The organism is Streptomyces mesophilus (assembly GCF_040300965.1).
In the GTDB taxonomy this organism is placed as follows: Bacteria; Actinomycetota; Actinomycetes; order Streptomycetales; family Streptomycetaceae; genus Streptomyces; species Streptomyces mesophilus_A.
Genome location: NZ_JBEPEW010000035.1, coordinates 39786 through 64350, shown reverse-complemented (window position 1 = coordinate 64350; position 24565 = coordinate 39786). Strand labels below are relative to the sequence as shown.

The 24565-nt window shown below is 69.6% G+C and carries 27 protein-coding genes and 1 tRNA gene; 19 read left to right on the top strand and 9 right to left on the bottom strand.

The window, feature by feature from the left end; all coding sequences use genetic code 11:
• The 5 genes from ABT367_RS15655 to ABT367_RS15635 all read right to left on the bottom strand — a co-directional run.
• Positions 1-377: thiamine pyrophosphate-dependent enzyme (locus ABT367_RS15655; RefSeq protein ID WP_352253531.1), on the bottom strand; the 377-nt coding region annotated here is incomplete at its 3' end.
• A complete protein-coding gene (locus tag ABT367_RS15650) occupies positions 370-2313 on the bottom strand; it encodes a 2-oxoacid:acceptor oxidoreductase subunit alpha (RefSeq protein ID WP_352253529.1) in 1944 nt (647 codons plus the stop codon). The genes ABT367_RS15655 and ABT367_RS15650, both read right to left, overlap by 8 nt.
• Before the next feature lie 294 nt (positions 2314-2607).
• Complete coding sequence (locus tag ABT367_RS15645) at positions 2608-3267, bottom strand: response regulator transcription factor (protein WP_352253545.1); 660 nt, start codon at positions 3265-3267, stop codon at positions 2608-2610.
• Positions 3268-3489: 222 nt separating this feature from the next.
• The gene (locus ABT367_RS15640; protein WP_352253527.1) at positions 3490-4860 is read right to left on the bottom strand and encodes a sensor histidine kinase; all 1371 of its coding nucleotides are present in this window, start codon (positions 4858-4860) and stop codon (positions 3490-3492) included.
• A 149-nt stretch (positions 4861-5009) separates the two neighbouring features.
• A complete protein-coding gene (locus tag ABT367_RS15635; protein WP_352253525.1) occupies positions 5010-6188 on the bottom strand; it encodes a sensor histidine kinase in 1179 nt (392 codons plus the stop codon).
• Between the two features lie 167 nt (positions 6189-6355).
• On the opposite strand from ABT367_RS15635, the gene ABT367_RS15630 reads away from it, so the two are divergent.
• From ABT367_RS15630 to ABT367_RS15575, 12 genes are all read left to right on the top strand, one after another.
• Positions 6356-6781 (top strand): NADH-quinone oxidoreductase subunit A, encoded by a 426-nt coding sequence (locus ABT367_RS15630; RefSeq protein ID WP_352253523.1) that lies wholly within the window; start codon positions 6356-6358, stop codon positions 6779-6781.
• Positions 6772-7464: an NADH-quinone oxidoreductase subunit B gene (locus tag ABT367_RS15625; protein ID WP_352253521.1), complete on the top strand. Its 693-nt coding sequence runs from the start codon at positions 6772-6774 to the stop codon at positions 7462-7464. The genes ABT367_RS15630 and ABT367_RS15625 overlap by 10 nt, the downstream gene beginning before the upstream one ends.
• Positions 7461-8714, top strand: a complete 1254-nt coding sequence (locus tag ABT367_RS15620) for an NADH-quinone oxidoreductase subunit C (RefSeq protein WP_352253519.1) — start codon at positions 7461-7463, stop codon at positions 8712-8714. The genes ABT367_RS15625 and ABT367_RS15620 overlap by 4 nt, the downstream gene beginning before the upstream one ends.
• Positions 8711-9679 (top strand): complex I subunit 1/NuoH family protein, encoded by a 969-nt coding sequence (locus tag ABT367_RS15615; RefSeq protein ID WP_352253517.1) that lies wholly within the window; start codon positions 8711-8713, stop codon positions 9677-9679. Before ABT367_RS15620 ends, ABT367_RS15615 begins: the two co-directional genes overlap by 4 nt.
• Positions 9679-10242, top strand: coding sequence for a NuoI/complex I 23 kDa subunit family protein (locus ABT367_RS15610; RefSeq protein ID WP_352253515.1), 564 nt, complete (start codon positions 9679-9681; stop codon positions 10240-10242). The genes ABT367_RS15615 and ABT367_RS15610 overlap by 1 nt, the downstream gene beginning before the upstream one ends.
• 14 nt (positions 10243-10256) lie before the next feature.
• Positions 10257-10850 (top strand): NADH-quinone oxidoreductase subunit J family protein, encoded by a 594-nt coding sequence (locus ABT367_RS15605; RefSeq protein WP_352253513.1) that lies wholly within the window; start codon positions 10257-10259, stop codon positions 10848-10850.
• The gene (gene nuoK / locus ABT367_RS15600) at positions 10850-11236 is read left to right on the top strand and encodes an NADH-quinone oxidoreductase subunit NuoK (RefSeq protein WP_352253511.1); all 387 of its coding nucleotides are present in this window, start codon (positions 10850-10852) and stop codon (positions 11234-11236) included. Before ABT367_RS15605 ends, nuoK begins: the two co-directional genes overlap by 1 nt.
• Positions 11233-13248, top strand: a complete 2016-nt coding sequence (locus ABT367_RS15595) for an NADH-quinone oxidoreductase subunit 5 family protein (RefSeq protein WP_352253509.1) — start codon at positions 11233-11235, stop codon at positions 13246-13248. The genes nuoK and ABT367_RS15595 overlap by 4 nt, the downstream gene beginning before the upstream one ends.
• A 3-nt stretch (positions 13249-13251) precedes the next feature.
• Positions 13252-14826: a complex I subunit 4 family protein gene (locus ABT367_RS15590; protein WP_352253507.1), complete on the top strand. Its 1575-nt coding sequence runs from the start codon at positions 13252-13254 to the stop codon at positions 14824-14826.
• Positions 14823-16394, top strand: coding sequence for an NADH-quinone oxidoreductase subunit N (locus tag ABT367_RS15585; protein ID WP_352253505.1), 1572 nt, complete (start codon positions 14823-14825; stop codon positions 16392-16394). Before ABT367_RS15590 ends, ABT367_RS15585 begins: the two co-directional genes overlap by 4 nt.
• A gap of 221 nt (positions 16395-16615) precedes the next feature.
• Positions 16616-17479 carry a zinc metalloprotease HtpX gene (htpX, locus tag ABT367_RS15580; RefSeq protein WP_352253503.1) on the top strand — a complete coding sequence of 288 codons (864 nt, stop codon included), beginning with the start codon at positions 16616-16618 and terminating at the stop codon, positions 17477-17479.
• 189 nt (positions 17480-17668) lie between these two features.
• Entirely contained in the window at positions 17669-18070 is a 402-nt protein-coding gene (locus ABT367_RS15575; RefSeq protein ID WP_352253501.1) for a YccF domain-containing protein, read from the top strand.
• Between the two features lie 86 nt (positions 18071-18156).
• Here ABT367_RS15575 and ABT367_RS15570 read toward each other — a convergent pair whose 3' ends face one another.
• Positions 18157-19374 (bottom strand): APC family permease, encoded by a 1218-nt coding sequence (locus ABT367_RS15570; protein ID WP_352253543.1) that lies wholly within the window; start codon positions 19372-19374, stop codon positions 18157-18159.
• A gap of 319 nt (positions 19375-19693) precedes the next feature.
• Here ABT367_RS15570 and ABT367_RS15565 point away from each other — a divergent pair, with 319 nt between their 5' ends.
• Positions 19694-19966, top strand: a complete 273-nt coding sequence (locus ABT367_RS15565) for a GlsB/YeaQ/YmgE family stress response membrane protein (protein WP_352253499.1) — start codon at positions 19694-19696, stop codon at positions 19964-19966.
• A 183-nt stretch (positions 19967-20149) separates the two neighbouring features.
• On the opposite strand, the gene ABT367_RS15560 is transcribed toward ABT367_RS15565, so the two are convergent.
• The gene (locus ABT367_RS15560; protein ID WP_352253498.1) at positions 20150-20638 is read right to left on the bottom strand and encodes a YajQ family cyclic di-GMP-binding protein; all 489 of its coding nucleotides are present in this window, start codon (positions 20636-20638) and stop codon (positions 20150-20152) included.
• 201 nt (positions 20639-20839) lie between these two features.
• Here ABT367_RS15560 and ABT367_RS15555 point away from each other — a divergent pair.
• Positions 20840-20921 (top strand) — tRNA-Tyr (locus ABT367_RS15555).
• A gap of 106 nt (positions 20922-21027) precedes the next feature.
• Complete coding sequence (locus ABT367_RS15550) at positions 21028-21546, top strand: hypothetical protein (RefSeq protein WP_352253496.1); 519 nt, start codon at positions 21028-21030, stop codon at positions 21544-21546.
• A 36-nt stretch (positions 21547-21582) separates the two neighbouring features.
• Here the strand turns inward: ABT367_RS15550 and ABT367_RS15545 are convergent, their stop codons facing one another.
• Positions 21583-21795, bottom strand: coding sequence for a hypothetical protein (locus tag ABT367_RS15545; RefSeq protein ID WP_352253541.1), 213 nt, complete (start codon positions 21793-21795; stop codon positions 21583-21585).
• A 36-nt stretch (positions 21796-21831) separates the two neighbouring features.
• Complete coding sequence (locus ABT367_RS15540; RefSeq protein ID WP_352253494.1) at positions 21832-22026, bottom strand: hypothetical protein; 195 nt, start codon at positions 22024-22026, stop codon at positions 21832-21834.
• Positions 22027-22088: 62 nt separating this feature from the next.
• On the opposite strand from ABT367_RS15540, the gene ABT367_RS15535 reads away from it, so the two are divergent.
• The 4 genes from ABT367_RS15535 to ABT367_RS15520 all read left to right on the top strand — a co-directional run bounded on the left by ABT367_RS15535 (position 22089) and on the right by ABT367_RS15520 (position 24484).
• Positions 22089-22847 (top strand): SMI1/KNR4 family protein, encoded by a 759-nt coding sequence (locus tag ABT367_RS15535; protein ID WP_352253492.1) that lies wholly within the window; start codon positions 22089-22091, stop codon positions 22845-22847.
• Positions 22848-22935: 88 nt separating this feature from the next.
• Positions 22936-23337, top strand: a complete 402-nt coding sequence (locus ABT367_RS15530; RefSeq protein ID WP_352253490.1) for a DUF6896 domain-containing protein — start codon at positions 22936-22938, stop codon at positions 23335-23337.
• A gap of 94 nt (positions 23338-23431) precedes the next feature.
• Positions 23432-23743 (top strand): hypothetical protein, encoded by a 312-nt coding sequence (locus tag ABT367_RS15525; protein WP_352253488.1) that lies wholly within the window; start codon positions 23432-23434, stop codon positions 23741-23743.
• 153 nt (positions 23744-23896) lie between these two features.
• Positions 23897-24484 carry a hypothetical protein gene (locus tag ABT367_RS15520; protein ID WP_352253486.1) on the top strand — a complete coding sequence of 196 codons (588 nt, stop codon included), beginning with the start codon at positions 23897-23899 and terminating at the stop codon, positions 24482-24484.
• Positions 24485-24565: the final 81 nt, after the last annotated feature.

The window sequence follows — 24565 nt, the reverse complement described above, 5'->3', positions numbered from 1 at the left end:
AGGTGGTTGCCGCCGATGGACAGCGCGTCGCCGTCACCCGTGACGACCCAGACGCTCAAGTCACGGCGGGAGGAGGCGAGTCCGGTGGCGATGGCCGGGGCGCGTCCGTGGATGGAGTGCATCCCGTAGGTGTTCATGTAGTACGGGAAGCGGCTCGAGCAGCCGATGCCCGAGACGAAGACGATGTTCTCCTTGGCGAGCCCGAGGTCGGGCATGAAGCCCTGCACCGCGGCGAGCACCGCGTAGTCACCGCAGCCGGGGCACCAGCGCACTTCCTGATCGGACTTGAAGTCCTTCATGGACTGCTTTGCCTCGGCCTTCGGCACGAGGGAAAGCGCCTCGATCGTGCCCGGACCTTCCGTGATCGTCTCAGCCATCGATGGCCTCCTTGAGAGCCGTGGCGAGCTGCTCGGCCTTGAACGGCATGCCGTTGACCTGGTTGTACGAGATGGCGTCGACCAGGTACTTCGCGCGCAGGAGCGTCGCGAGCTGGCCGAGGTTCATCTCGGGCACCACTACCTTGTCGTAACGCTTCAGAACCTCGCCGAGATTCCGCGGGAACGGGTTGAGGTGCCGCAGATGGGCCTGCGCCACGCTCTGTCCCGCGGTACGAAGTCGCCGTACGGCGGCGGTGATCGGGCCGTAGGTGGAGCCCCAGCCGAGCACCAGCAGCTTTGCTTCGCCGGTGGGGTCGTCGACTTCGAGGTCGGGGACCTGGATGCCGTCGATCTTCGCCTGGCGGGTGCGGACCATGAAGTCGTGGTTGGCCGGGTCGTAGGAGATGTTGCCCGTGCCGTCCTGCTTCTCGATCCCGCCGATGCGGTGCTCGAGACCCGGCGTGCCCGGGATCGCCCACGGCCGTGCGAGGGTCTCCGGATCGCGCTTGTACGGCCAGAAGACTTCGCTGCCGTCGTCCAGGGTGTGGTTGGGGCCCTGCGCGAACTGGGTGCGCAGATCCGGGAGTTCATCGACCTCCGGGATCCGCCACGGCTCCGAACCGTTCGCCAGATAACCGTCACTGAGGAGGAAGACCGGGGTGCGGTAGGTGAGCGCGATCCGGGCCGCCTCCAGGGCGGCGTCGAAGCAGTCGGCCGGAGTCTGCGGCGCCACGATCGGCACCGGCGCCTCACCGTTACGGCCGAACATCGCCTGCAGCAGATCGGCCTGCTCGGTCTTCGTCGGCAACCCCGTGGACGGGCCGCCGCGCTGGATGTCGACGATCAGGAGCGGCAGTTCGAGGCTGACGGCCAGGCCGATGGTCTCGGACTTGAGCGCCACACCCGGACCGGACGTGGTCGTCACCGCGAGGGAGCCGCCGAAGGCCGCGCCCAGTGCAGCGCCGATGCCCGCGATCTCGTCCTCGGCCTGGAAGGTCCGTACGCCGAAGTTCTTGTGCTTGCTGAGCTCGTGCAGGATGTCGGAGGCCGGCGTGATCGGGTACGAGCCCAGGTACAGCGGCAGATCCGCCTGCTTACCCGCCGCCACCAGACCATAGGACAGCGCCAGGTTCCCGGAAATATTGCGGTACGTACCCGTCGGGAACGCCTTCGCCGCCGGCAACACCTCATAGGAGACCGCGAAGTCCTCGGTGGTCTCCCCGAAATTCCAGCCCGCCCTGAACGCCGCCAGATTCGCCCTCATGATCTCGGGCTTCTTGGCGAACTTCTGCCGCAGGAACGTCTCGGTGCCGTCGGTGGGACGGTGATACATCCACGACAGCAGACCCAGCGCGAACATGTTCTTCGACCGGCCCGCATCCTTACGCGACAGGTCGAACTCCTTGAGCGCCTCCACCGTCAGCGTGGTCAACGGCACCAGATGCACGCTGTAACCGTCCAGCGAGCCGTCCTCCAGCGGGTTGGTGTCGTAACCGACCTTCTGCATCGCCCGCTTGGTGAACTCATCCGTGTTCACAATGAGCTCGGCGCCACGCGGGACATCGGCGATATTCGCCTTCAACGCCGCCGGGTTCATCGCCACCAACACGTTCGGGGCATCGCCCGGCGTCAGGATGTCGTGGTCGGCGAAATGCAGCTGGAAGCTGGACACACCCGGCAGCGTGCCGGCAGGCGCGCGGATCTCGGCCGGGAAGTTCGGCAGCGTCGAAAGGTCGTTGCCGAACGAAGCCGTCTCCGAGGTGAAGCGGTCACCCGTCAGCTGCATACCGTCACCCGAGTCACCGGCGAACCGGATGATCACCCGGTCCAGACGACGGACCTCTTTCTCCGTGGACGGTTTGCGCTGCTCACCGACAACGTCACCGACCACTGCACCGTCGGTCTGCTCGGCTGGGCTACTGACCTGGCTGGTCACTGAACTGGACCTCCCTCGAGGCTGTGGCACGGAAGTGACCGGCCGACCGGTCCTTCCAGGGCCACCCTACGTCGGTAAGGGTCGCCTTCCCTGGGGTGGTCAGATAGTGGACGGTCAAATGAGACGCGCGGATGCCCGACTTCGTCCCTGTTTCTGCCCCCATGAGATCACCCCCGGCCCCTTCGCTGAAGACGCTCTCTGCTCATCCTTTGGTTCTGGTCCTCCGGTCCCGCCTGGGTGTTCGCCCCCGGTCCCGGCCGACTCGGCTCTCGTATCTGACAGGGTGTCAGGTCGCTACGAATTGAGGTAGGTGAGGACCGCCAGTACGCGACGGTGATCCCCGTCACTAGGTGAGAGACCGAGCTTCAGGAAGATATTGCTGACGTGCTTCTCGACTGCTCCGTCGCTCACCACCAACTGCCTCGCGATCGCCGAGTTCGTACGGCCTTCGGCCATCAGCCCGAGTACCTCGCGCTCGCGTGGCGTAAGCCCGGCGAGCACATCCTGCTTACGGCTGCGGCCGAGCAACTGCGCGACCACCTCGGGGTCGAGTGCGGTGCCGCCCTGGGCGACCCGTACGACGGCGTCGACGAACTCCCGTACCTCCGCGACCCGGTCCTTGAGCAGATAGCCGACGCCGCGGCTCGAACCCGCGATCAGCTCCGTGGCGTACTGCTCCTCCACATACTGCGAAAGCACCAGGACACCGAGGTCCGGGTGCTTTCCCCGCAGGTGGACGGCCGCGCGCACGCCCTCGTCGGTATGGGTCGGCGGCATCCGTACGTCGGCGACGACCACGTCCGGCAGCGCGTCCTGCGCGGCCAGCTCGCCGATGGTCTTGATCAGTGCGTCCCCGTCGCCGACGCCGGCCACGACGTCATGCCCACGGTCGGTCAGCAACCGGGTCAGGCCCTCCCTGAGCAGCACTGAATCCTCGGCGATGACCACGCGCACTCTGTCCTCCACGATCCGTCCGTCCCCCCGGCCTTCACGGCACTTGCTTGTACGTCCAGCATCCCAGGGTTCGGGGGGATCTGCGGTCGCCTTGGGCACGCGGGCTTGCCGGCCTGGGGCGGATGGGGCTGGACGTGGGTGTGCGGCCGGTGCCGATGGCGACGGCCGGACGTGGGTGTGCGGCCCGCGCCGTTCAGGGCGCGGGCCGCAGTCGGCGGGGTCTCAGCCCCGCCAGGGCAGCTCCGCCGTGATCGAGGTCGGTCCGCCCTTGGGGGAGTCCACCGCGAGCACACCGTCCACCGCGTCCAGCCGCTCCGCGAGCCCGCTGAGCCCGGAGCCCTGCCCGAGCCCGGCCCCGCCGATCCCGTCGTCCATGACCTGCAACATCAGCCGGTTCTCCGAACGCCACACATCGACCGTGGCCCGCCGCGCCTTGGAGTGCTTGCTGACGTTCTGCAGCAGCTCCGAGACCGTGAAGTACGCGATGCCCTCGATGGCGGCCGCCGGCCGGTACGGCAGATCGACCTCGACCTGCACCGGCACCGTGCACCGCGCGGCGAGCGAGGAGAGCGCGGCGTCGAGACCCCGGTCGGTGAGCACCGCGGGGTGGATGCCGCGGGCCAGATCGCGCAGCTCCTGCAGCGCGGTCTTCACCTCGCCGTGCGCCTCGTCGACCATCCGGGCCGCGGCCTGCGGGTCCTCCCTGAGCTTCTCCTTGGCCAGACCGAGGTCCATCGCCAGGGTCACCAGACGGGCCTGGGCGCCGTCGTGCAGATCCCGCTCGATCCGCCGCAGGTCCGCCGCCGCCGTGTCCACGACCACGCCGCGGTCCGACTCCAGCTCCACGACCCGGGTGACCAGCCGGGACGGGCCGAGCAGACCGAGCACCATCAGCCGGTCCACGCCGGTCAGGGCGCGGATGATCCAGGGCGTCATCAGCGTGATCAGCAGACCGATCAGGCAGGTGACGAGGATCTCGAAGGGGCTGTCCAGGTAGAACCGGTGGGTCTCGTCGCCGTACAGCTGGATGCCGTCCTGCCCGGTGTACATCGGGAAGACCCACTGCCACAGCGGATACGTGAACAGGCTCCACCCGACGGTCCAGAACGTCACCGACACCACGAAGCCGAAGATCGCCCAGGGGAAGTGCAGGAGCGCATACAGCACATGCCGCCAGGAGGCGCCGCTCTTGAGCACCGCGCCCATCCAGGACATCGCGCCCTGCTTCTTCTGCCGCAGCGGCTCCGGGCTCTCCACGTCGAGGTGAAGGAGCCCGCGGGCCCGCGCCCGCTCGACGGCGCCGAGCCCGCGCAGTCCGGCGAGGCCGGCCGCGAGCACCGGGATGCCGAGGAAGGTGATCAGCAGTCCGGCGCCGATCGAGATCATCGTGACGGCGTACGTGAAGGTCAGGATGGACATCGGCAGGCTGAGCAGCAGGTAGCCGAACTCCCGCCAGGTCCGCGCCTCGACCGGCGCGCGCAGCGCGGGCGGCAGGAAGTGACGCCGCGCGGGCTCCTGGCGGTCCGGAACGTTCGGGTAGTCGTCCTCGTCCGCGAACTGGGACCAGGTCCGGTGTCCGTATTCGGTCGCCATCTGCGTCGTCCGTTCTCGTAGTTGCGCTCTGCTGCGGCTCTTCAAGCCTCGCGTCCGGCGGCCCCGGAGACCATGCGGCCCGTCTCCGTTTCGAACCGGGGGTTTTCCCTACCTCCGGGCCGCGCCAGGGCCTGTCTGTGGACCAGGTCCTAGGCGCGGTCGCGGTCCCGCCACGGGACCTCGGCCGTCACCGTCGTGGGCCCGCCTTCAGGCGAATCCACCACGAACAGCCCGTCCACCGCGCCCAGCCGCTCGGTCAGCCCCGCCAGGCCCGTACCGCCGTCGAGGTTCGCGCCCCCGTGGCCGTCGTCGCCGACCTGGACCAGGAGGCGGGTGTCGGCGCGCCACACATCCACCGTCGCCGTACGCGCGCCGCTGTGCTTGCTCACGTTCTGGAGCAGCTCCGAGACCGTGAAGTACGCGATGCCCTCGACCGCCGGCGCCGGGCGCTCGGCCAGATCCACCGTGACCTTCACCGGCACCGTGCACCGGGAAGCCACGGAGGAGAGCGCCGCGTCCAGGCCGCGGTCGGTGAGGATCGCGGGGTGGATGCCGCGGGCCAGATCGCGCAGCTCCTGCAGCGCGAGCTTCACCTCGCCGTGCGCCTCGTCGACCATCGCGGCCACGGTGTCGTCGGCCTGGCCGTCGAGCAGCTTCTCCTTGGCCAGACCGAGGCCCATCGCCAGATTGACGAGCCGCGCCTGGGCCCCGTCGTGCAGATCGCGCTCGATCCGCCGCAGGTCCGCCGCCGCGGTGTCGATCACGACGCCGCGGTCCGACTCCAGCTCGGCGATCCGCCGCTCCAACTCGTCGGAGGGCGACAGGAGTCCGCGCACCATCGCCCGGTCCGCGTTGGTCAGCGCCCGCGCGATGAACGGCAGCACCGGCCACAGCACGAACAGCGACACCAGCGTCACGGCGAAGGTGAACACACCCCACGGCAGCCGTATGAACTCGTACAGGACCGTGCGCCAGCCCACCGGGTCCTTCAACCCGTTCCACACCCGGGCCATCAGGCCGTCGCCGCGGCGCGGCAGCGGGCTCGGCTCGTCGATCCGCACCCCCAGCATCCGCCGGGCCCGGCCCCGCTCCCAGCGCCCGAGCAGCCGGGCGCCGGCCAGACCGAGGGCGAGCACCGGCAGGCCGATCACCGTCACGGACAGCAGCCCGCCGGTGAACAGCACGGTCACCACGTACACAAAGCCGATCAGCGAGACCGGAAGGTTGATCAGCAGATGCGCGATCTCCTTCCAGGTCTGTCCGTCGAAGGCGAAACGTGCGGGCGGCAGGCGGTCGGGCCCTCGCTGTACGGCGGTACGTGTGGTCATGCCGCCAAGCGTGCCGCTTCGAGCGCGCCCCCGCCATGAGGTCCGCCGCCCGGATCAACTGGGGAAAACCCCACCTCCATGCCGACGGCCTGCTCAACCCTGGAGGGGCAACCCCTAGACTCCCGTGCGTACAGATCGTCGAACGGGGCGCAGCCAGCCGCAGCGAGATGAGGGAGCGAGGTCCGGACGTGCCGGAGCCAACGGGTGGTTCACCGCTTCTCGCCGCCGATTACTTCGACAGTTATTCGGTAGTGGGGCTGCTCGCCGTAGTCGGAGTCCTCTTCGTCGCGGTCGCGTTCGGCGCGGGCAAGCTGCTTCGTCCCGTCGTACCGACGCAGGAGAAGTTCCTGACGTACGAGTGCGGAGTCGACCCCGTGGGCGAGGGCTGGGCCCATACCCAGGTCCGCTATTACGTCTACTCGTTCCTGTACGTGATCTTCGCCGTGGACTCCATCTTCCTGTTCCCCTGGGCCACGGTCTTCGCCAAGGCCGGATACGGCGCGACGACCCTTGTGGAGATGTTCCTCTTCCTCGGCTTCCTCGCCATCGGGCTGCTGTACGCATGGAAGAAGGGCGTCCTCGCATGGACGTGACACCCGCCCCTGTGACCTCCGCCCCTGTGCCCCCCGGGCCCGTGGATCTGCCGGCGCCGAAGCTGGGCCCGCTGGCCCGGCTCGCGCCGCAGCCCATGAAGGTGGTCCTCAACTGGGGCCGCCGCTACAGCCTGTGGGTCTTCAACTTCGGCCTCGCCTGCTGCGCCATCGAGTTCATCGCCGCGTCCATGGCCCGCCATGACTTCATCCGGCTCGGCGTGATCCCGTTCGCGCCGGGGCCGCGCCAGGCGGACCTGATGATCGTCTCGGGCACGGTGACCGACAAGATGGCGCCCGCCGTGAAGCGGCTCTACGAGCAGATGCCCGAGCCCAAGTACGTGATCTCCTTCGGCGCCTGCTCCAACTGCGGTGGCCCGTACTGGGATTCGTACTCCGTGACCAAGGGCGTGGACCAGATCATCCCCGTCGACGTGTACGTGCCCGGCTGCCCGCCCCGGCCCGAGGCGCTCCTTCAGGGGATCCTCAAGCTGCAGGAGAAGATCGCGCGGGAGTCACTCGGCGAGCGCTATGCGCCGGCTTCGGCCGCGGCGCTCCAGAGCGGGCTGGTTTCACCGCCTCCGGCCCCGGCTTCGGCTTCGGCCCCGGCTTCGGCTTCGGCCCCGGCTTCGACTTCGCCCCCGGCTTCGGATTCGGATTCGGCTTCGGGGGAGGGCGCGCGGTGACCGGGTGGCTCCCTGGTGAGGTGACCGAGCTCTTCGGCCCGGACGCGACGGCCGACGAGGCGTACGACCTGCTGACGGTGGACGTGCCCGCCGACTCCTGGACCGCCGCGCTGACCGTCGCGCGCGACCGTCTTGGCTGTACGTATTTCGACTGGCTGAGCGCCGTCGACGAGCCCGGCACCGGCTTCCGCGTCTGTGCCCACGTGGCCGCGCTGCATCCCGTACGCCGCCTTCTCGTCCGTACGACGGTCCCGCACGAGGCCGCGACGCTGGCCTCGGCGATCGAGGTGTACGCGGGGGCCGGGTGGCACGAGCGCGAGACGCACGAGATGTTCGGCGTCGACTTCACCGGGCACCCCGGCCTCGACCCGCTGCTGCTGCCGGACACCTTCGAAGGCCATCCGCTGCGCAAGGACTTCGTGCTCGCGGCGCGGGTCGTGAAGGCGTGGCCGGGCGCGAAAGAGCCAGGGGAGTCGGAGCACGGCGGCCCGAAGCGGCGCCAGATGCTGCCGCCGGGCGTCCCGGATCCCAACGAGTGGGGCCCGCTCAAGGGCCAGCTTCCGCCCGCGCCGGCGCGACCGGCGCGCGGCGCGGGGCGGGCCGCGGGTGCGGGTGCGCGTGCGGCGGGGGCCGGAGCTGCGGGTGCGCGTGCGGCCGGAGCGGGCGCCGGAGCCGGAGCCGCGGGGGAGCGGCCGGTGCGGCGGGCGCGCAGTGCGAGCGAGGGTTCGGCGAGCCAGGCCGACGGCGGGGCTCCGGTGGAGACCCCCGAGTCCGGGGCCGCCGGAACCGCTGAAGCCGCCCCGCGTCCTCCCAGGCGGACGCGCAGCGCGAGCGAGGGTTCCGCGAGCCAGGCGGGCGCGGCCGCGCCTCGGCGCAACCGGAGCGCGAGCGAAGGCTCGGCGAGCCAGGCGGCGGCGCCATCCGACGCTCCCTGGCACAACCCGCGCCCGGCGTTCGCCGGTGAGGAGCCTGCCTCGGAGACAGGTACGGAGACAGGTACGGACGCTGCCTCGGGAGCAGGCACCGGCGCTGGTGCTGAGGCAGGTAAGGACGCTGGTACGGACGTCGGCGTGGAGCCGTCGGCAGCTGAGGCGAGTGCCGACCCGACCCCAACCGAGACTGCCACCTCGGACCCGGACCCGACCCCCGAGCCCACCTCGGACCCGGACCCGGCCCCGTCTCCCGAGCCCACCTCGGACCCGGACCCGACCCCCGACCCTGAACCCCCCGCCGGAGGCGACCGCGCATGAACGACGTACTCGACGTCGCCCTGCGACTGCTCGTCGTCTTCGTCGTGTTCCTGACCTTCCCGCTGATCGTCGGGCAGACCGAGCACAAGGTGATGGCGCACATGCAGGGCCGCCTCGGCCCCATGTACGCGGGTGGCTTCCACGGCTGGGCCCAGCTCGTCGCCGACGGGGTCAAGTTCGCGCAGAAGGAGGACATCGTCCCGGCGAACGCCGACCGACGCGTCTTCCAACTCGCCCCCGCCGTCGCCCTCCTGCCGTACCTCCTCGTCCTGGTCGCGATCCCCATCGGCCCGAGCGAGGGCGCGGTCGGTCAGGTCGTCGACGCCGGCATCTTCTTCGTGCTCGCCGTCATGGGCGTCGGCGTCCTCGGTTCGCTGATGGCCGGCTGGGCCTCCGCCAACAAGTTCTCCCTCCTCGGCGGCCTGCGCACCGCCGCCCAGCTCCTCGCGTACGAGCTCCCGATGCTGCTCGCCGCTGCCTCCGTCGCGATGGCGGCCGGCACGGTCTCGCTGCCCGGGATCCTGAACGCCTTCGAGTGGTGGTGGCTGCCCTGGCAGATCGTCGGCGCCCTGGTCTTCTTCGTGGCCGGGCTCGCCGAACTCCAGCGCCCGCCCTTCGACATGCCGGTCGCCGACTCGGAGATCATCTTCGGCGCGTACACCGAGTACACGGGTCTGCGCTTCGCTCTCTTCCTCCTCGCCGAGTACGCGGGCATCGTCGTCCTGTGCGGTCTGACCACCGTCCTCTTCCTCGGCGGCTGGCACGGCCCGTGGGGCGCCGACGGCCTCGGCTGGCTCTGGACCCTCGCGAAGACCGGCCTCCTCGCCTTCCTCGTGATCTGGCTCCGCGTGAGCTATCCGCGCCTTCGCGAGGACCAGCTGCAGAAGCTCGCCTGGACCGTCCTCGTCCCGCTCGCGCTCGCGCAGATCGCGCTCACCGGCATCGTGAAGGTGGCGATCAACTAATGGCTCCCATCCCGGGTTCGGGTCTGGCCAAGGGCCTGGCCGTGACTCTCCGCACGATGACGAAGAAGACCGTCACCGCGCAGTACCCCGACGTACAGCCCGAACTCCCGCCCCGTACGCGCGGAGTGATCGGCCTGTTCGAGGAGAACTGCACGGTCTGCATGCTCTGCGCCCGTGAGTGCCCCGACTGGTGCATCTACATCGACTCCCACAAGGAGACGGTGCCACCGGCAGTCGAGGGCGGCCGCGAGCGCAGCCGCAACGTGCTCGACCGCTTCGCCATCGACTTCTCGCTCTGCATGTACTGCGGTATCTGCATCGAGGTCTGTCCTTTCGACGCGCTGTTCTGGTCACCGGAGTTCGAGTACGCGGAGACGGACATCCACGAACTCACCCACGAGCGCGACAAGCTCCGCGAGTGGATGTGGACGGTGCCCGCACCGCCGGCGCTCGACGAGGGGGCGGAGGAGCCCAAGGAGCTCGCCGCCGCCCGCAAGACCGCCGACAAGCTCGCCGCCGAACAGGCCGCCGCGCCACCACAGGCGGGGGAGGACCCCCAGTGACCCTCGGACCACCAGTGACCCTCGCAGCCACCGCTCCGCAGGGCTTCCTCTCGCCCACAGGCGTGGAGATCGCGTTCGTCCTCGTGGGCATCGCGACGCTCGGCGCCGCGCTCATCACCGTCACCACCAAACAGCTGGTGCACGCCGCCCTGTGGCTGGTGGTCGCGCTCGGTGGGCTCGCCGTCGAGTACCTCCTGCTCACCGCCGAGTTCATCGCCTGGGTCCAGGTGCTGATCTACGTCGGTTCCGTGGTCGTCCTCCTGTTGTTCGGTCTGATGCTCACCAAAGCCCCCATCGGCCGCTCCCCGGACGCCGATTCGGGCAACCGATGGGTCGCCCTCGCGGTCGCGACCGCCTCCGCGGGCGCCCTGGTCTGGGTCGTCGTGGACGCCTTCCGTACGCAGTGGATCGACCTCGACGGTGCGGCCCAGGGCTCCACCGAGGTGACGGGCACGATCCTGTTCCGGCACTGGGTGCTGCCCTTCGAGGCCCTGTCCGTACTGCTCCTCGCCGCGCTGGTCGGCGCGATCGTCCTCTCCCGCAAGAACGGCGAGAACGGCGATAACGAGACCGCGGGCTCAGCGACCCCCGACAAGGAGCAGCGCTGATGCACCTCGCCTATCCCGCCGTGCTCGCCGCGCTCCTCTTCTGTATCGGCCTGTACGGAGTGCTCGCCCGCCGCAACGCGATCCTGGTCCTGATGTCCGTCGAGCTGATGCTCAACGCGGTCAACCTCAACCTGGTCGCGTTCGACGTCTGGCTGCGCGACGCCCTGCACGCGGGCCAGGCGCTCACCCTCTTCACGATCGCCATCGCCGCCGCCGAGATCGGCATCGGCCTCGCGATCGTGCTGATGGTGTACCGCAACCGCGGCACCTCGGACGTCGACCGACTCCGTGACACCGCCGAAGGCCACAGCCCCGACGACGGCGACCAGGACGCACCCGAAGAAGCCGCAGCAGCACCGGCACACACCACAGAGGCCGCCGCGTGACGACCACGACCCTCGCCGTTCTCGTCCCCCTCCTTCCGTTCCTGGGCGCCGTCGCCGGTCTGCTCCTGGGGCGCAAGGCCCCCGGGTTCGTCCGCCCCCTTGCGATCCTGCCCACGCTGACCGCGCTCGGCCTCGCCGTCGTCGTGGCCCTGCGCCAGGGCGGCGACCGCGCGATCGACGCGGCCACCGAACTCACCCCCACCGGCTCGGTCCCGATCGAACTCGCCCTCCACCTGGACGGGTTCGCGGTCCTCACTGCCGTCCTCGTGGGTGTGGTCGCCTCGTGCGTGCAGATCTACTCGACGGCGTATCTGCGCGACGACCCGCGCTACCCCTCGTACGCCGCCCTGGTCTCGCTCTTCACCTCCGCGATGCTGCTCGTCGTCTTCTCGGGCGACCTGATGGTGCTCCTGGTCGGCTGGGAGATCATGGGCATCTGCTCGTACTTCCTGGTCGGCCACTACTGGGAGACCCCCGAGGCGCGTGCCGCGTCCCTCAAGGCCTTCCTGGTCACCAAGCTCGGCGATGTCCCCTTCCTGATCGGTCTGTTCGCGCTCGCCGCGGACGCCGGCTCCTTCCGGATCACGACGATCCTGGGCGAGGTCAGCGGCGGCGGGCTCGACCACCCCACCCTGATCGCGCTGCTCCTGCTCGCCGGTGTGGCCGGCAAGTCGGCGCAGTTCCCGCTGCACACATGGCTGCCCGACGCGATGGCCGGCCCCACGCCGGTCTCCGCGCTGATCCACGCCGCGACGATGGTCGCCGCCGGCGTCTACTTCGTGGCCCGGCTCCTCCCGGTGTTCGCCGCCTCCGCGGCAGCCCTGATCGTGCTCGCGGTCATGGCCGCCGTGACCATGGCCGGTTCGGCGCTCGCCGCGCTCGCGCAGGACGACATCAAGCGCGTCCTCGCCTACTCGACGATCGGCCAGCTCGGCTACATGACCGGCGCCCTCGCCGTCGGCGACCGCGGCGCCGGTGTCTTCCACCTCCTGTCGCACGGCGCCTTCAAGGCGCTGCTCTTCCTCGCCGCGGGCGTGATCATCCACGCCGCGGGCACCAACTCCCTTGCCGCCATGTCCCGTATGGGCAACCTGCGCGACCGGGTCCCCGACGCCTTCTGGACGATGACCGTGGCGCTGCTCGCGCTCGCCGCGATCCCGCCCTTCAGCGGCTTCTTCTCCAAGGAGGCCGTGCTCGGCGCCGCGGAGCACACAGCCACCGGACACAGCGAGTTCGCCCCGGCCACGGCCGGCTGGATCGTCCTCGTCGCCGGCCTGGTCACGGCCCTGCTCACCGCCGCGTACGCCACCCGCCTCTGGCTCCTCGCCTTCCGCGGCTCGGGCCCCGCCGCCCCCGACCACGGCAAGCAGCCGCTCGCCATGACCTCGGTCCTGTGGATCCTCGCCATCCCCTCCCTCACGGCGGGCCTGAGCTTCGGCGTGCTCCCCGACTGGTTCGACGGCCATGACCTGACCCCGACGCTCACCACCTCCGTACTCGCCACAGGCCTCGCCCTGGTCGGCGTGATCGTCACCTACGGAGCCTGGCGCCACAGCTCGGCCATGGCCGCCCGCGCACCGCTGGCCGTCGACGGGCGCGAGCCCCTGGGCGCCGTCGCAGCGCACCCCGAGGAAGGCCCCGCCGCCACCGAGGCGGAAGCCATCACCGCGCACACCCCCGTCTACGGCTCGATCGCGGAAGCACCCGATTCGGCCGACCCCGGCCGTCTCCTGCTCGGCCCGCTGCACCACGCCGCGGCCAACGGCTTCCACCTGGACGCCCTCTACACCGCCCTGTTCGTCCGCCCCACCCAGGCCGCCGCCCGCCTCGTCCGCTTCCTCGACCGCGAGGTCGTCGACACCTACGTACGCGGCGCGGGCAACACGGCGAACCTGCTCGGCGCCCTGGTCAGAAGAGCCCAGACCGGAAATGTGCAGACCTACTTGAGCGCCCTGCTCGCCGGCTCGGTCGTCCTCGCCGTCGCCGCCGTCCTCGTCGCAGCGGGAGCCTGAGCCGTGATCGATATCAGCGAGTCCGTGATGCAGTTCCTTCTGGCATTGATCGTGGCAGGACCGCTCCTGGGCGCCGCCGCGGCCCTGCTGCCCGCCCCGCCCGGACTGAAGGGGAAGTCCCCGGACCAGGCCGTGCTGCGGCACGGCGTGACCGTCACCGGTGTCATCCTCATCGCCGCCGTGGTCCTCGCCCTCGGCTTCGACCACGACCACCCGGCCACGATGCAGGCCACGACCGACATCAGCTGGATCCCGGCACTGGACGTGCGGATCCACCTCGGCATCGACGGCATCTCGCTCCCCCTCCTCGTGCTGACCGCGCTCCTGACCTTCCTCTGCGCGCTCTACAGCTACTTCAAGATGCCTGCGGGCCCTTCCCCCAAGGCATTCGTCGCCCTCCTCCTGGTCCTGGAGTCGGGCACCCTCGCCACCTTCGCCGTACTCGATCTGCTCCTGTTCTTCCTCGCGTTCGAGATGGTCCTCATCCCGATGTACTTCCTGATCGCGCGCTGGGGCGGTGCCCAACGCACGCAAGCTGCCTGGAAGTTCATCCTCTACACGCTGCTCGGCTCCGTCGTGATGCTGCTCGGCCTCCTGCTGATCGGGCTGAAGTCCGGCACCTTCGACATGCTCGCACTCGCCACTGACAACGGCCGCGAACTCACCACGTCCGTGCAGGTCATCGCCGTATTGGCGATCGGTGTCGGCCTCGCGGTGAAGACCCCGATGTGGCCGCTGCACAGCTGGCTGCCCGACGCGCACACCGCCGCCCCGACCGTCGGCTCGGTGCTCCTCGCGGGCGTCCTGCTCAAGATGGGCACGTACGGGTTCGTCCGCATCCTGCTCCCCATCACCCCTGACGGCATGCGGGAGTTCGCGCCCTACCTGGCCGCCTTCGCGGTCGTCGGCATCATCTACGGATCGCTCGCCTGCCTGGCGCTTGCCCGCAAGGGCGCGAAGGGCGACCTCAAACGCCTCATCGCGTACTCCTCCGTCGGCCACATGGGCTTCGTACTCCTCGGCATCGCGACCATGACCCCGACCGGCGTCAACGGCGCGCTCTTCGCCAACATCGCCCACGGCCTCATCACCGGCCTGCTGTTCTTCCTGGTCGGCGCACTCAAGGACCGCACCGGCACCACCGACCTCGACGCCCTCGCGGGCCAGACCGGCCAGGCCCTCTACGGCAAGGCCCCCCGCTTCGGAGCCCTGCTCGCGTTCGGCGCCGTCGCCTCGCTCGGACTCCCGGGACTCGCGGGCTTCTGGGGCGAGATGCTCGCCCTGTTCGGTGCGTTCAAGCCCGCCGAGGACCTCAGCCGCCCGGCCTTTCTCACCTTCATGGCGATCGCCGCGTTCGGCACGCTCCTGACGGCCGCGTACATGCTCATCGTCGTACGCCGGATCTGCATGGGCGATCCCCAGGAGAAGCCCCAGGAACTGGCCGACATCCAGGGCTACGAGTTCGCCGCCTGGACCCCGCTCGCCGCCCTCACCGTCCTCGCCGGACTCTGGCCCGCGCTGCTGCTCGGCCTCACCGACCCGGCCGTGCAGAAGCTCCTCGCAGGAGGCAAGGCATGAGCGCCGCCACCGTCATCGCCGCGGAAGAAACGGCGAGCCTCGTCCAGTCCGTCGACTGGACGGCCATCGCCCCGCCCACCATCGCCGCGGTCGTCGGCCTCGCCGTCCTCGTGGCCGACCTGTTCGTACCCGAGAGCAGGAAGTCCGTCCTCGGCTGGATCTCACTGGCCGGCCTGACCGTCGCCCTCGCCTCCCTGCTCCTGCTCCTCGACGGCGACCGCGAGACCTTCTGCCTGACCGGCGACGCCGGCGTGTGCTCGTACACCGCCGACCGCTTCACCGTCGTCATCCAGCTCCTGGTCCTGGGCGGCGCGCTGCTGACCGCGCTGCTCTCCGTAAGCCCCCTGAAGGACAAGGAACTCCCCGCGGGCGAGTACTGGTTCCTGCTCCTGTCCTCCGCCGCCGGCGCCGCGCTGCTCCCCGCCTCGCGCGACCTCGCCACGCTCGTCGTCGCCCTCGAGGTCGCCTCGCTCCCGGCGTTCGCGCTGGTCGGCCTGCGCCGCGGGGACCGCCGCTCCTCCGAAGCGGCCCTGAAGTTCTTCCTGTCCTCGGTCACCGCCACCGCCGTCACCCTCCTCGGCGTCAGCTTCGTGTACGCGGCCACCGGCACCCTGCACCTCACCGAGATCGCCGCCGCACTCACCTCCGTGGACGGCGACCTGCAGACCCTCGCCCGCACCGGCGTCGCCCTCACCCTGGTCGGCTTCGCCTTCAAGACGGCCGCCGTGCCCTTCCACTTCTGGGTCCCCGACACCTATATCGGCGCCCCGCTGCCGGTCGCCGCGTACCTCTCGGTGGTCGGCAAGGCAGTCGGCTTCACCGGCCTCATCCTGGTCACGGTCGTCGCCTTCCCCTCGTACGCGGACGTCTGGGCCCCGACCCTCGCGGTGCTCGCCGCCCTCACCATGACCGCGGGCAATGTGGCCGCCCTGCGCCAGCAGGCCGGCCGCGCCTTCAGTGCCGTACGCCTGCTCGCCTGGTCGTCGGTCGGGCAGGCCGGCTACCTGCTCGTCCCGATCGCGGCAGCCGGGTACCCGGCAAACGCCGGCGACCCGGCCGACGCGATCGGCGCCACCGTCGCGTACGCGCTGATGTACGCGGCCGTGAACCTCGGCGCCTTCGCGGTGGCCGCCCTGGTCGCGCGCCGCGCGCCGGAGAACCGCCTGACCGACTACCGCGGCCTGTACGCCCAGCACCCCCTGGCCGCGCTCGCCCTCGGCTTCTTCCTGCTCTGCCTGGCCGGTCTGCCGCCGGGCATCATCGGCCTGTTCGCGAAGGTCACGGTGTTCCAGGCGGCCGTCGACGCCGGACTCGGCTGGCTCGCGGTGGTCATGGCCCTCAACGTCGTGATCGCGCTCTACTACTACCTGCGCTGGACGGCGCTGCTGTTCCGTACGCCCGAGGGCGAGGCGCCCGCACGCGCCACGATCGAGGGCGGGGTTCCCGCCCGCACGGCCTCGCTCCCGCTGCCGCTCACGGCCGCCATCGCCGTCACCGCGCTCGTCGGCGTCGTCCTGTCCGGCGCGCCCCAGATGGTGCTGCGCTTCTCGGAGTCCGTCCTCTTCTGAGCGGGGGAGCCTTCGCCTTCCGAGCAGGAATCCTTCGCCCTCTCAGCAGGGAATCCTTCGCCGCCCTGAGCGGGCCCCTCACCCGTTCGGTCGAGGCCCCCCGGCCCGCGGCCGGGGAACTCCGCCTTCCCGCCTGGCGTTGACCAGGCAGGGAGGGTCCACTGGAAAGTGGAAGCCAGTCAGCGAAGGGTTCCCCTGCCGCACCACCAGGAGGGCGTACCGTGCACCGCCGTAACAACGGTCTGAAGACCGCCGCTTTGCTCGGGGGCCTGTCCGCACTCATCCTCGTCATCGGCAGCTTCTTCGGGCGTACGGGACTGTTCGTCGCGCTCCTCGTCGCGCTCGGCACCAACGCCTACGCGTACTGGAACAGCGACAAGCTGGCGCTCAAGGCGATGCGCGCCCGCCCGGTCAGCGAGTTCGAGGCGCCCCAGCTCTACCGGATGGTCCGTGAGCTCTCCACCCAGGCCCGCCAGCCCATGCCGCGTCTGTACATCTCACCGACGGAGGCGCCGAACGCCTTCGCGACCGGCCGCAACCCCCGTAACGCCGCGGTCTGCTGCACCGAGGGCATCCTGCGGATCCTCGACGAGCGCGAGCTGCGCGGCGTCATCGGCCATGAGCTCAGCCATGTCTACAACCGCGACATCCTGATCTCCTCGGTGGCCGGCGCCCTCGCCTCCGTGATCATGTTCCTGGTCAACTTCGCCTGGCTGATCCCCTCCGGCGGCTCCAACAACCGTGAAGGCCCGGGCATCTTCGGGATGCTCCTGATCATGCTGCTCGGCCCCATCGCCGCCTCCGTGATCCGTCTGGCGATCAGCCGCTCGCGCGAATACGAGGCGGACGCCTCCGGTGCTCAGCTCACGGGCGACCCGCTCGCCCTGGCCGACGCCCTGCGCAAGCTCGACGCCGGCACCAAGCAGCTGCCGTTGCCGCCCGAGCCGAAGATCGAGGCGGCCAGCCACATGATGATCGCCAACCCCTTCCGTCCGGGGCAGGGCATGTCCAAGATGTTCTCGACGCACCCGCCCATGGCCGAGCGCATCGCCCGTCTCGAGCAGATGGCCGGCCGCCAGCGGTGAGCTCGTCCGCGATCAGGGGCGAGTCCACGGCCGGGGGCGGGCCCTCGTCCACGATCAGGGTCGATTCAGGGTCGGCGCCGGGATCCGGCAGCGGCCCGGTCGCGTCTTAGATCACGTAAGGGACGCCGTACAACGCCGTATGACGTCGCGCATGCCGTATGACGCCGATAGCGAGGCAGGTCGCCCGAAGTGAAGACCATCCTGAACATCATCTGGCTCGTCCTGAGCGGTTTCTGGCTCTTCCTGGGCTATCTGCTCGCGGGCGTGATCCTCTGCATCACCATCATCGGTATCCCGTTCGGCATAGCCGCGTTCCGTATCGGGGTCTACGCGCTCTGGCCGTTCGGCTACACGACCGTGGAGAAGCGCGACGCCGGCGCACCCTCCTGCGTGGGCAACGTCCTGTGGCTGATCCTGGCCGGCTGGTGGCTCGCCCTCGCCCACATCGTCACGGGCGTCCTGCAGTGCATCACGATCATCGGCATCCCGCTGGGCCTCGCCAACTTCAAGCTGATCCCGATCTCGCTGATGCCGCTCGGCCGCGACATCGTGCGCACGGACGAGGCGTTCGCGGCCGGGGGCCGTTGGTAAGAGGGCCGTTGGTAGGCGCCAGCTGGTAAGGGCGCCGCTGGCAGGGCGGACGCGCGTGGGGGTGCCGGCCGCTGCGGGGGTGTTGATCATTTCCGTACGGGGATGAGCGTCCGCCGTACGAAGAACACCCCCGCGCCCACCGCGATCACCACGGCGCCCCACAGCACCGACGACGCCGGAAGCGTGGCCGCGAGCACCAGGCACCCCACGAGCCCCAGCGCTGGCAGCGCCCGGGCGCGAAGCCGCGAACTCAGCGTCCACGCCGAGGCATTGGCGATCGCGTAATAGAGCAGCACCCCGAACGACGAGAATCCGATGGCGGCGCGCAGATCGGCCGTTGCGGCGAGCACCGCGACCACCACGCCCACCGCGATCTCGGCCCGCTGCGGCACCTGGAACCGCGGGTGCACGGCGGCGAGCACGCCGGGCAGATGCCGGTCCCGCGCCATGGCGAGCGTCGTGCGCGACACCCCGAGGATCAGCGCGAGCAGCGCCCCCAGCGCGGCGACGGCCGCCCCGGTCCGTACGACGGGGGCGAGACCGGACGCGCCCGCGGCCCGTACCGCGTCGACCAGCGGGGCGGTCGCGTCGGCGAGACCGCCCGTGCCGAGCACGGAGACGACGGCCAGGGCCACGGCCGCGTACACGACGAGCGTGATGCCGAGCGCGAGCGGGATCGCGCGCGGGATGGTCCGCGCCGGATCCCGTACCTCCTCGCCCAGGGTGGCGATCCGCGCGTACCCGGCGAAGGCGAAGAACAGCAGACCGGCGCTCTGCAGGACGCCGGTCACGCCCGCCGGGGACCCCGCCGTACCGCTCTGCGAACTGCCCACGCAGGCCACGACCACGGCCGCGAGGACACCGAGCACGAGAGCGACGATCACCCGGTTCATCCAGGCGGCCTTCTGAACTCCGAAGCAATTCAAGGCAGTCAGCATCGCCACCGCCCCGACGGCCACCGCATGCGCCTGCCCGGGCCACACATAGGACCCCACGGTCAGCGCCATCGCCGCGCACGAAGCGGTCTTCCCGACGACGAACGCCCACCCGGCGAGATAGCCCCAGAAGGCCCCGAGCCGCTCCCGCCCGTAGACATACGTCCCGCCCGCGACGGGATAGAGCGCCGCGAGCCTCGCCGACGCCATGGCATTGCAGTACGCGACGAATCCGGCGATGGCCAGCCCGTAGAACAGCCCGGACCCGGCGGCATCCGCGGCGGGCCCGAGCGACGCGAAGATCCCCGCCCCGATCATGGCCCCGAGCCCGATGGTGACGGCGTCGAAGAGACCGAGCGTGCGCCGCAGTGTCTGAGCGGGCGTGCTTGCCGTGTCCTGCGCCGGCGTGCTTGCCGTGTCCTGCGCTCGCGTGCTTGCTGGCTCGTGTGCTCGCGTGCTTGCCGGCTTGTGTGCTCGCGTGCCTGCCGGCTCGTGCGTCTGCCCGTGCGGCTTTCCGCCTGCCTGCCCGCCCGGCTGCCCCTGTGTCATACGCCGCACCCTACTGACGCCCGCAACCAGGTCACCGGCTCCACCCGTCCCTCTTCACAGGACCGCAATCCGGACATTGCGCGGACGCCTCGGACTGTTCTCCTCCGCAGCGCTCCGCCGCGGAAAGGCAGCTCACCTCATGGGCATCATCGCGTGGCTCGTCCTCGGGCTCCTCGCCGGCGCCATCGCCAAGATCCTGCTCCCCGGCCGCGACCCGGGCGGCCTCATCGGCACGACCTTCATCGGCATCGCCGGGGCGTTCCTCGGCGGCTGGGCCTCGTCCCGCTTCCTGGACCGCCCGATCACCACGGACTTCTACGACACGGCCACATGGATCTCCGCGATCGCGGGCTCCCTGGCCCTGCTGATCGCGTACCGCATCCTGTTCGGCCACTCACGGTCGCGCCGCTGACGGCTTGACGGGGTCCCCGGCTCGACCGGCTTTGAGGACATGACGAAGGGCGGTACGAGACTCTCGTACCGCCCTTGTCGTCATTGCGCCGTCAGCGCCGTCAGCGCCGTCAGCGCCGTCAGCGCCGTCAGCGCCGCCAGCGCCGGCTCACCGGTTGCCGTCAGCGGTGGTTCACCGGTTGCCTCACCGGTAGTTCACGAACTGCAGCGCGAAGTCGAATTCCTGCTGCTTGAGCAGCGTCTGCACGGCCTGCAGGTCATCACGGCTCTTGGAGCTGACCCGCAGCTCCTCGCCCTGCACCTGGGCCTTGACGCCCTTGGGACCCTCGTCGCGAATGATCTTCGCGACCTTCTTGGCGTTCTCCTGTGTGATGCCCTCCTGGATGGAGGCGAAGATCTTGTACTCCTTGCCGGACAGCTGCGGCTCACCGGCGTCCAGCGCCTTCAGCGAGATGCCGCGCTTGATCAGCTTGGACTGGAAGACGTCGAGGATGGCGGTGACGCGGTCCTCGGAGTTCGCCTGCATCAGGATCTTCTCGCCGGACCAGTCGATGGACGCACCGACGTTCTTGAAGTCGTAGCGCTGCGAGATCTCCTTGGCGGCCTGGTTGAGGGCGTTGTCGACCTCCTGCCGCTCGACCTTCGAGACGATGTCGAAACTGGAGTCGGCCATGTCCTGTGGCTCCTTGCGTGGATGCGTACGGGTTACGGAAACGGGCTACGGATACGGGCTCCGGATATACGCAAAGCCTAGCCACCCGGCCCGGGCCCGGGCGCAGATCAATCGGGTGGCGGAGCACCCCCGGTCATCAGGTATCGTTTACGTCGTTGCCACGGAGCACCGCGCAAGCGAAACCTCCGAGGCGGCATCCCCGGCGGTGTGCCCGAGCGGCCAAAGGGAGCAGACTGTAAATCTGCCGGCTCAGCCTTCCCAGGTTCGAATCCTGGCGCCGCCACATGAAGGTAAACCCCCTCCGAACTGCGGAAACGCAGGGCGGAGGGGGTTTCTTCGTGCTCAGGCATGGCCTCTCTGATGTCGTGGGCCGCTTCTATGCTCCTGCGATGACGTCTTACGAGGGAACGCATCCCACTGTTCCCGTGCGGGTCGGGGATCTCCAGGCCGAGATCGACGAACAGCTCGCGCCGGCGATCCAGGCGATCTGGGAGTGCGGAATCGACACGTTCACCTGCTGCCAGGACCTGGCCGAGAGCAACGCGGACTGGCCGGCGAAGCTGCCGCACATGGCGGAGTGGGTGGAGTCCCGCCGTGGCTGGATGCTGATCGACTTCCCGCTCGACAGCGGACTCGCCTTCCTCTCGGCCGTAGCGAACGCCGGACCGCGAGATGCCTTCTACGTGCGCATGACGCACTGGGCGGCCCCTGACGCATGGGACGTGAACATCAAGCCGATGGACGCGGCGATGTTCCGGAGTGACCAGCCGTCGGACTTTGGCCTACGGCTGCTGCAGATCAGCTTCCCTGCGTACGACCTGCCGGAACTGACCCGGCGCCTCCACGAACACGCCGCAGGACGTGCGGTGCCGCCGGCCCCCGCGGACTGGAGCACCGTGGGTCGCTAGCGTCTGGGTTGAGCCGTGGGGGCGTCCGGGTTTACGTCAGGCCGCTTCATAGTGATGCGCGCGCCCGCCGCGCCACTGCACCCACGCCTTGTCGTCGAGGAGTTGCTCCCCGTCGGGCAGGCCGGCGCGGCGCAGGAACTCGAGCAGGTCCGTGTCGCTGTGGGCGAGGCCGAGGACCTGCCCGCGCACGGTGACGCGCCGGCCGCCGGTTCCGAGCGGCGGGTGCACGACTATCGGGGCGCTCGCCATGTCTTGAGGGTCGCCCGGCTCCTCGAGGTGTTCCACTCAGGCACCTTCGTCCGGCGTGACAGGGGAGACGAAGCGCAGCTCCCGGTGGGCGACCTTCTGCCGTCGCGCGTACTCGGCCGCCTCGGTTTCGAGCTTGGCGATCTCCTTGCGTTCCTGTTGCGCCCGGTATTCCAGCCATTGCAGTACGGCGCGGTGCTTGGAGAGGCGCTCCGCCCGCGTGTAGTCGGACATGTGTTCGATTCTAGAGGGGTCTTGCTGGAGAGCGCAGCTGCTCGGGGGTACGGTCCCACCGCATGGGCGACTTCGATGCCGCTGAGGCTATGCAGGACGGCATATCGGACCGGCCGGAGGCGTGGGCTTTCATCCGCGCCTTCGCCGCCGGGTGGTATGCGCCCTTGAGCGATGCCGACGGCATCGGTGAGGACGAGCTCAAGCAGGTTGAAGGTCGGCTGGGCCTGTCGCTTCCTGCTGCTCTACGGGAGGCGTATCTGCTCTTCGGCCGTCGTTCGGAGTTGTTCGAGCACCAGGATCCGATGCTTCCTCCTTCGGAACTCTTCGTGCACGAGGACCTCGGAGGTGTGCTGTGCTTCCGCAGCGAGAACCAGGGGTGCGCCTTCTGGGGCGTGCGCCTGTGCGATCTGGGGGAGGCCGACCCGCCTGTCGTCGTCCAGTCGCGTGAGGGCTGGAGGCCTTTCATGGGCAGGGTCTCGCTGGCGTGTGTGGAGCTGGTTCTCTCCGAGGCCCTGCTCAGCGACGGCCCCCTGTACAACGCCTGCGAGTTGCCGGCAGAGGTTGTGGACGAGGTTCCGCGGCTCTTTCGGCGGGTTGCCCTCCCGGACTACCCGATGTGGACGGGCGATGACGAGTCCCCGGTCCGCTGGTTCTCTGCTGCCGGTCTTCTGCTGCGGCAGGACGGGCTTTCGGCCGAAAGTTGGTTGCACGTCCGAGGCAAGACGCTGGCCCATCTGTCGGCGGCCTGCACAGCCGTCCCGGGACGGTGGGCCCAGTGGCAGGGGACGGAGCCGATCGCAGTGGACGAGCGCCCCTTCTGACTGACCGTTTCAGGATGCCGTTCCGCGGAGGCGCTGGCGGCCACATGGAACGATCCCCTCAGTGACAAGCTCAGGGGGATGACGCCGTATGGAACGGGTTGGGGCTGCGCGAGACCTTGTGCTCGGTTACGTCAGTGCTCTGAAGGCGATTGATCACGCCTTGAGAGTGGCTCTTCCCTCGGTGGAGCGACTGGCAGATGTCCTCGGCCTGGTCCGTTCACGCCAGATCAGCCGGACTGGGCGCATCGGCGCCTACTCCTACACCGTTCATGGGGCAGGGTGCCGCTTCGAGAGCGGCAACGGTGCTGAGATCGATGTCGACTTCACAGCTGACGGAAGCGAAGTCTTCGACATCTGGCGACTGCGCCGGTACGGGCTGAGCCTGCCGGAGCCTCTTGATGTTGCGAATCAGGACATGCGGTCCGCGGTGCAGTCGCTGCAACCGCTTCTGAACGAGGTGCGGCCGGGATGGTTCAGCGTAGCCAACTGACCGCTTCGCGAGGCGGTTCGAGAACACACCGCGGCGCCCGAGCGATACCAGTCCTGAGGCCGGATCACGTGAGAGACACACGTAAGGGGCAAGGATGAACGCCGTGGGCACGGCCCGGCTGGTGGTTCAGAACTCCGGGACGGAGCCGCTCGAATTGAGCGTGGAGCCGTGGGCGGATGCTCATCAGCTGGCGCCGGGGGAAACCGTCGTGGTGGTGACGCACTCGCCTACCGCTGGGGGTGTGTGGCCTGGTTCCAGACGCGAGGGCGAACCGTTCCAGGTCAACCACCAACCTGATGCGGTGGTGGTGTGGGCCAACGGCAACTGCTTCCATCTGACCGATCAGGACGGCACCGCGATCGAGGCGGCCGATTGGGAATGTCCCGCCCGGCGTCAGACCCGCTGAATCGGATCGGGCCCGCAGCCGCAGTCGTGGCACCTTCCTCAACCGCCTTCGGAGTGGCGGAGAGCCGCGATCATCGAGTGCCCCCAGCACTACGCTCGCGAGCACGGCGAGAAGAGCCGACGCGCTGGACGCGCGGACACCGGAGGGGAATTCATGGGCGACTGGTTCCAGACGATCGTCGACACCGAGGCCACGCCAGGGGAGGCGGAAGGGCTCGCGGCGGGCGTACTCGACTGGCTGATCGCAGACGGCTTCGTCTCCGCGGAACGTACCGACTGCGTCCTCGGCGCTGACGCCGGGCACGCGCCAGGAGCGGGTTACGGCGCAGCCGTCGAGGACCCGGATCCCGAGCTGGTCAATGTGTGGAGCAACGGCCTCCACGTCACCGTGGAGCGTACGGTCTTCGATGCCGGGCAGGGTGAACCCTCGGCCGTCACCTGCCCGCACTGCGCAGCGGAGATACCCCTCGTCGACGAGCGCTGGTCGCCCATCGACGAGAGCTGGGACCTGTTCGCGGACGCGGTGGGTTCCTGGGCCGACGGTGACGACGAGCCCGTCGCGTGCCCGTCCTGCGGCCGGACAGCTCCCGTGCATACGTGGCTCTGGGCCGACGACTACTTCGCGTTCGGTCATCTCGGCTTCACGTTCTGGAACTGGCCAACCCTGCGCCCCGAGTTCGTCGCGGAACTCTCACGCCGTCTCGGTGGTCACCGCACCGTACTGCTCGAAGGCAAGCTCTGACCGGCAGCGCCGAGCTCGCCGTTCGTCACCCCGACTCGAAGACCGACGCGTGGATGGCCGGACCGTCCTGACCAGGCGCCG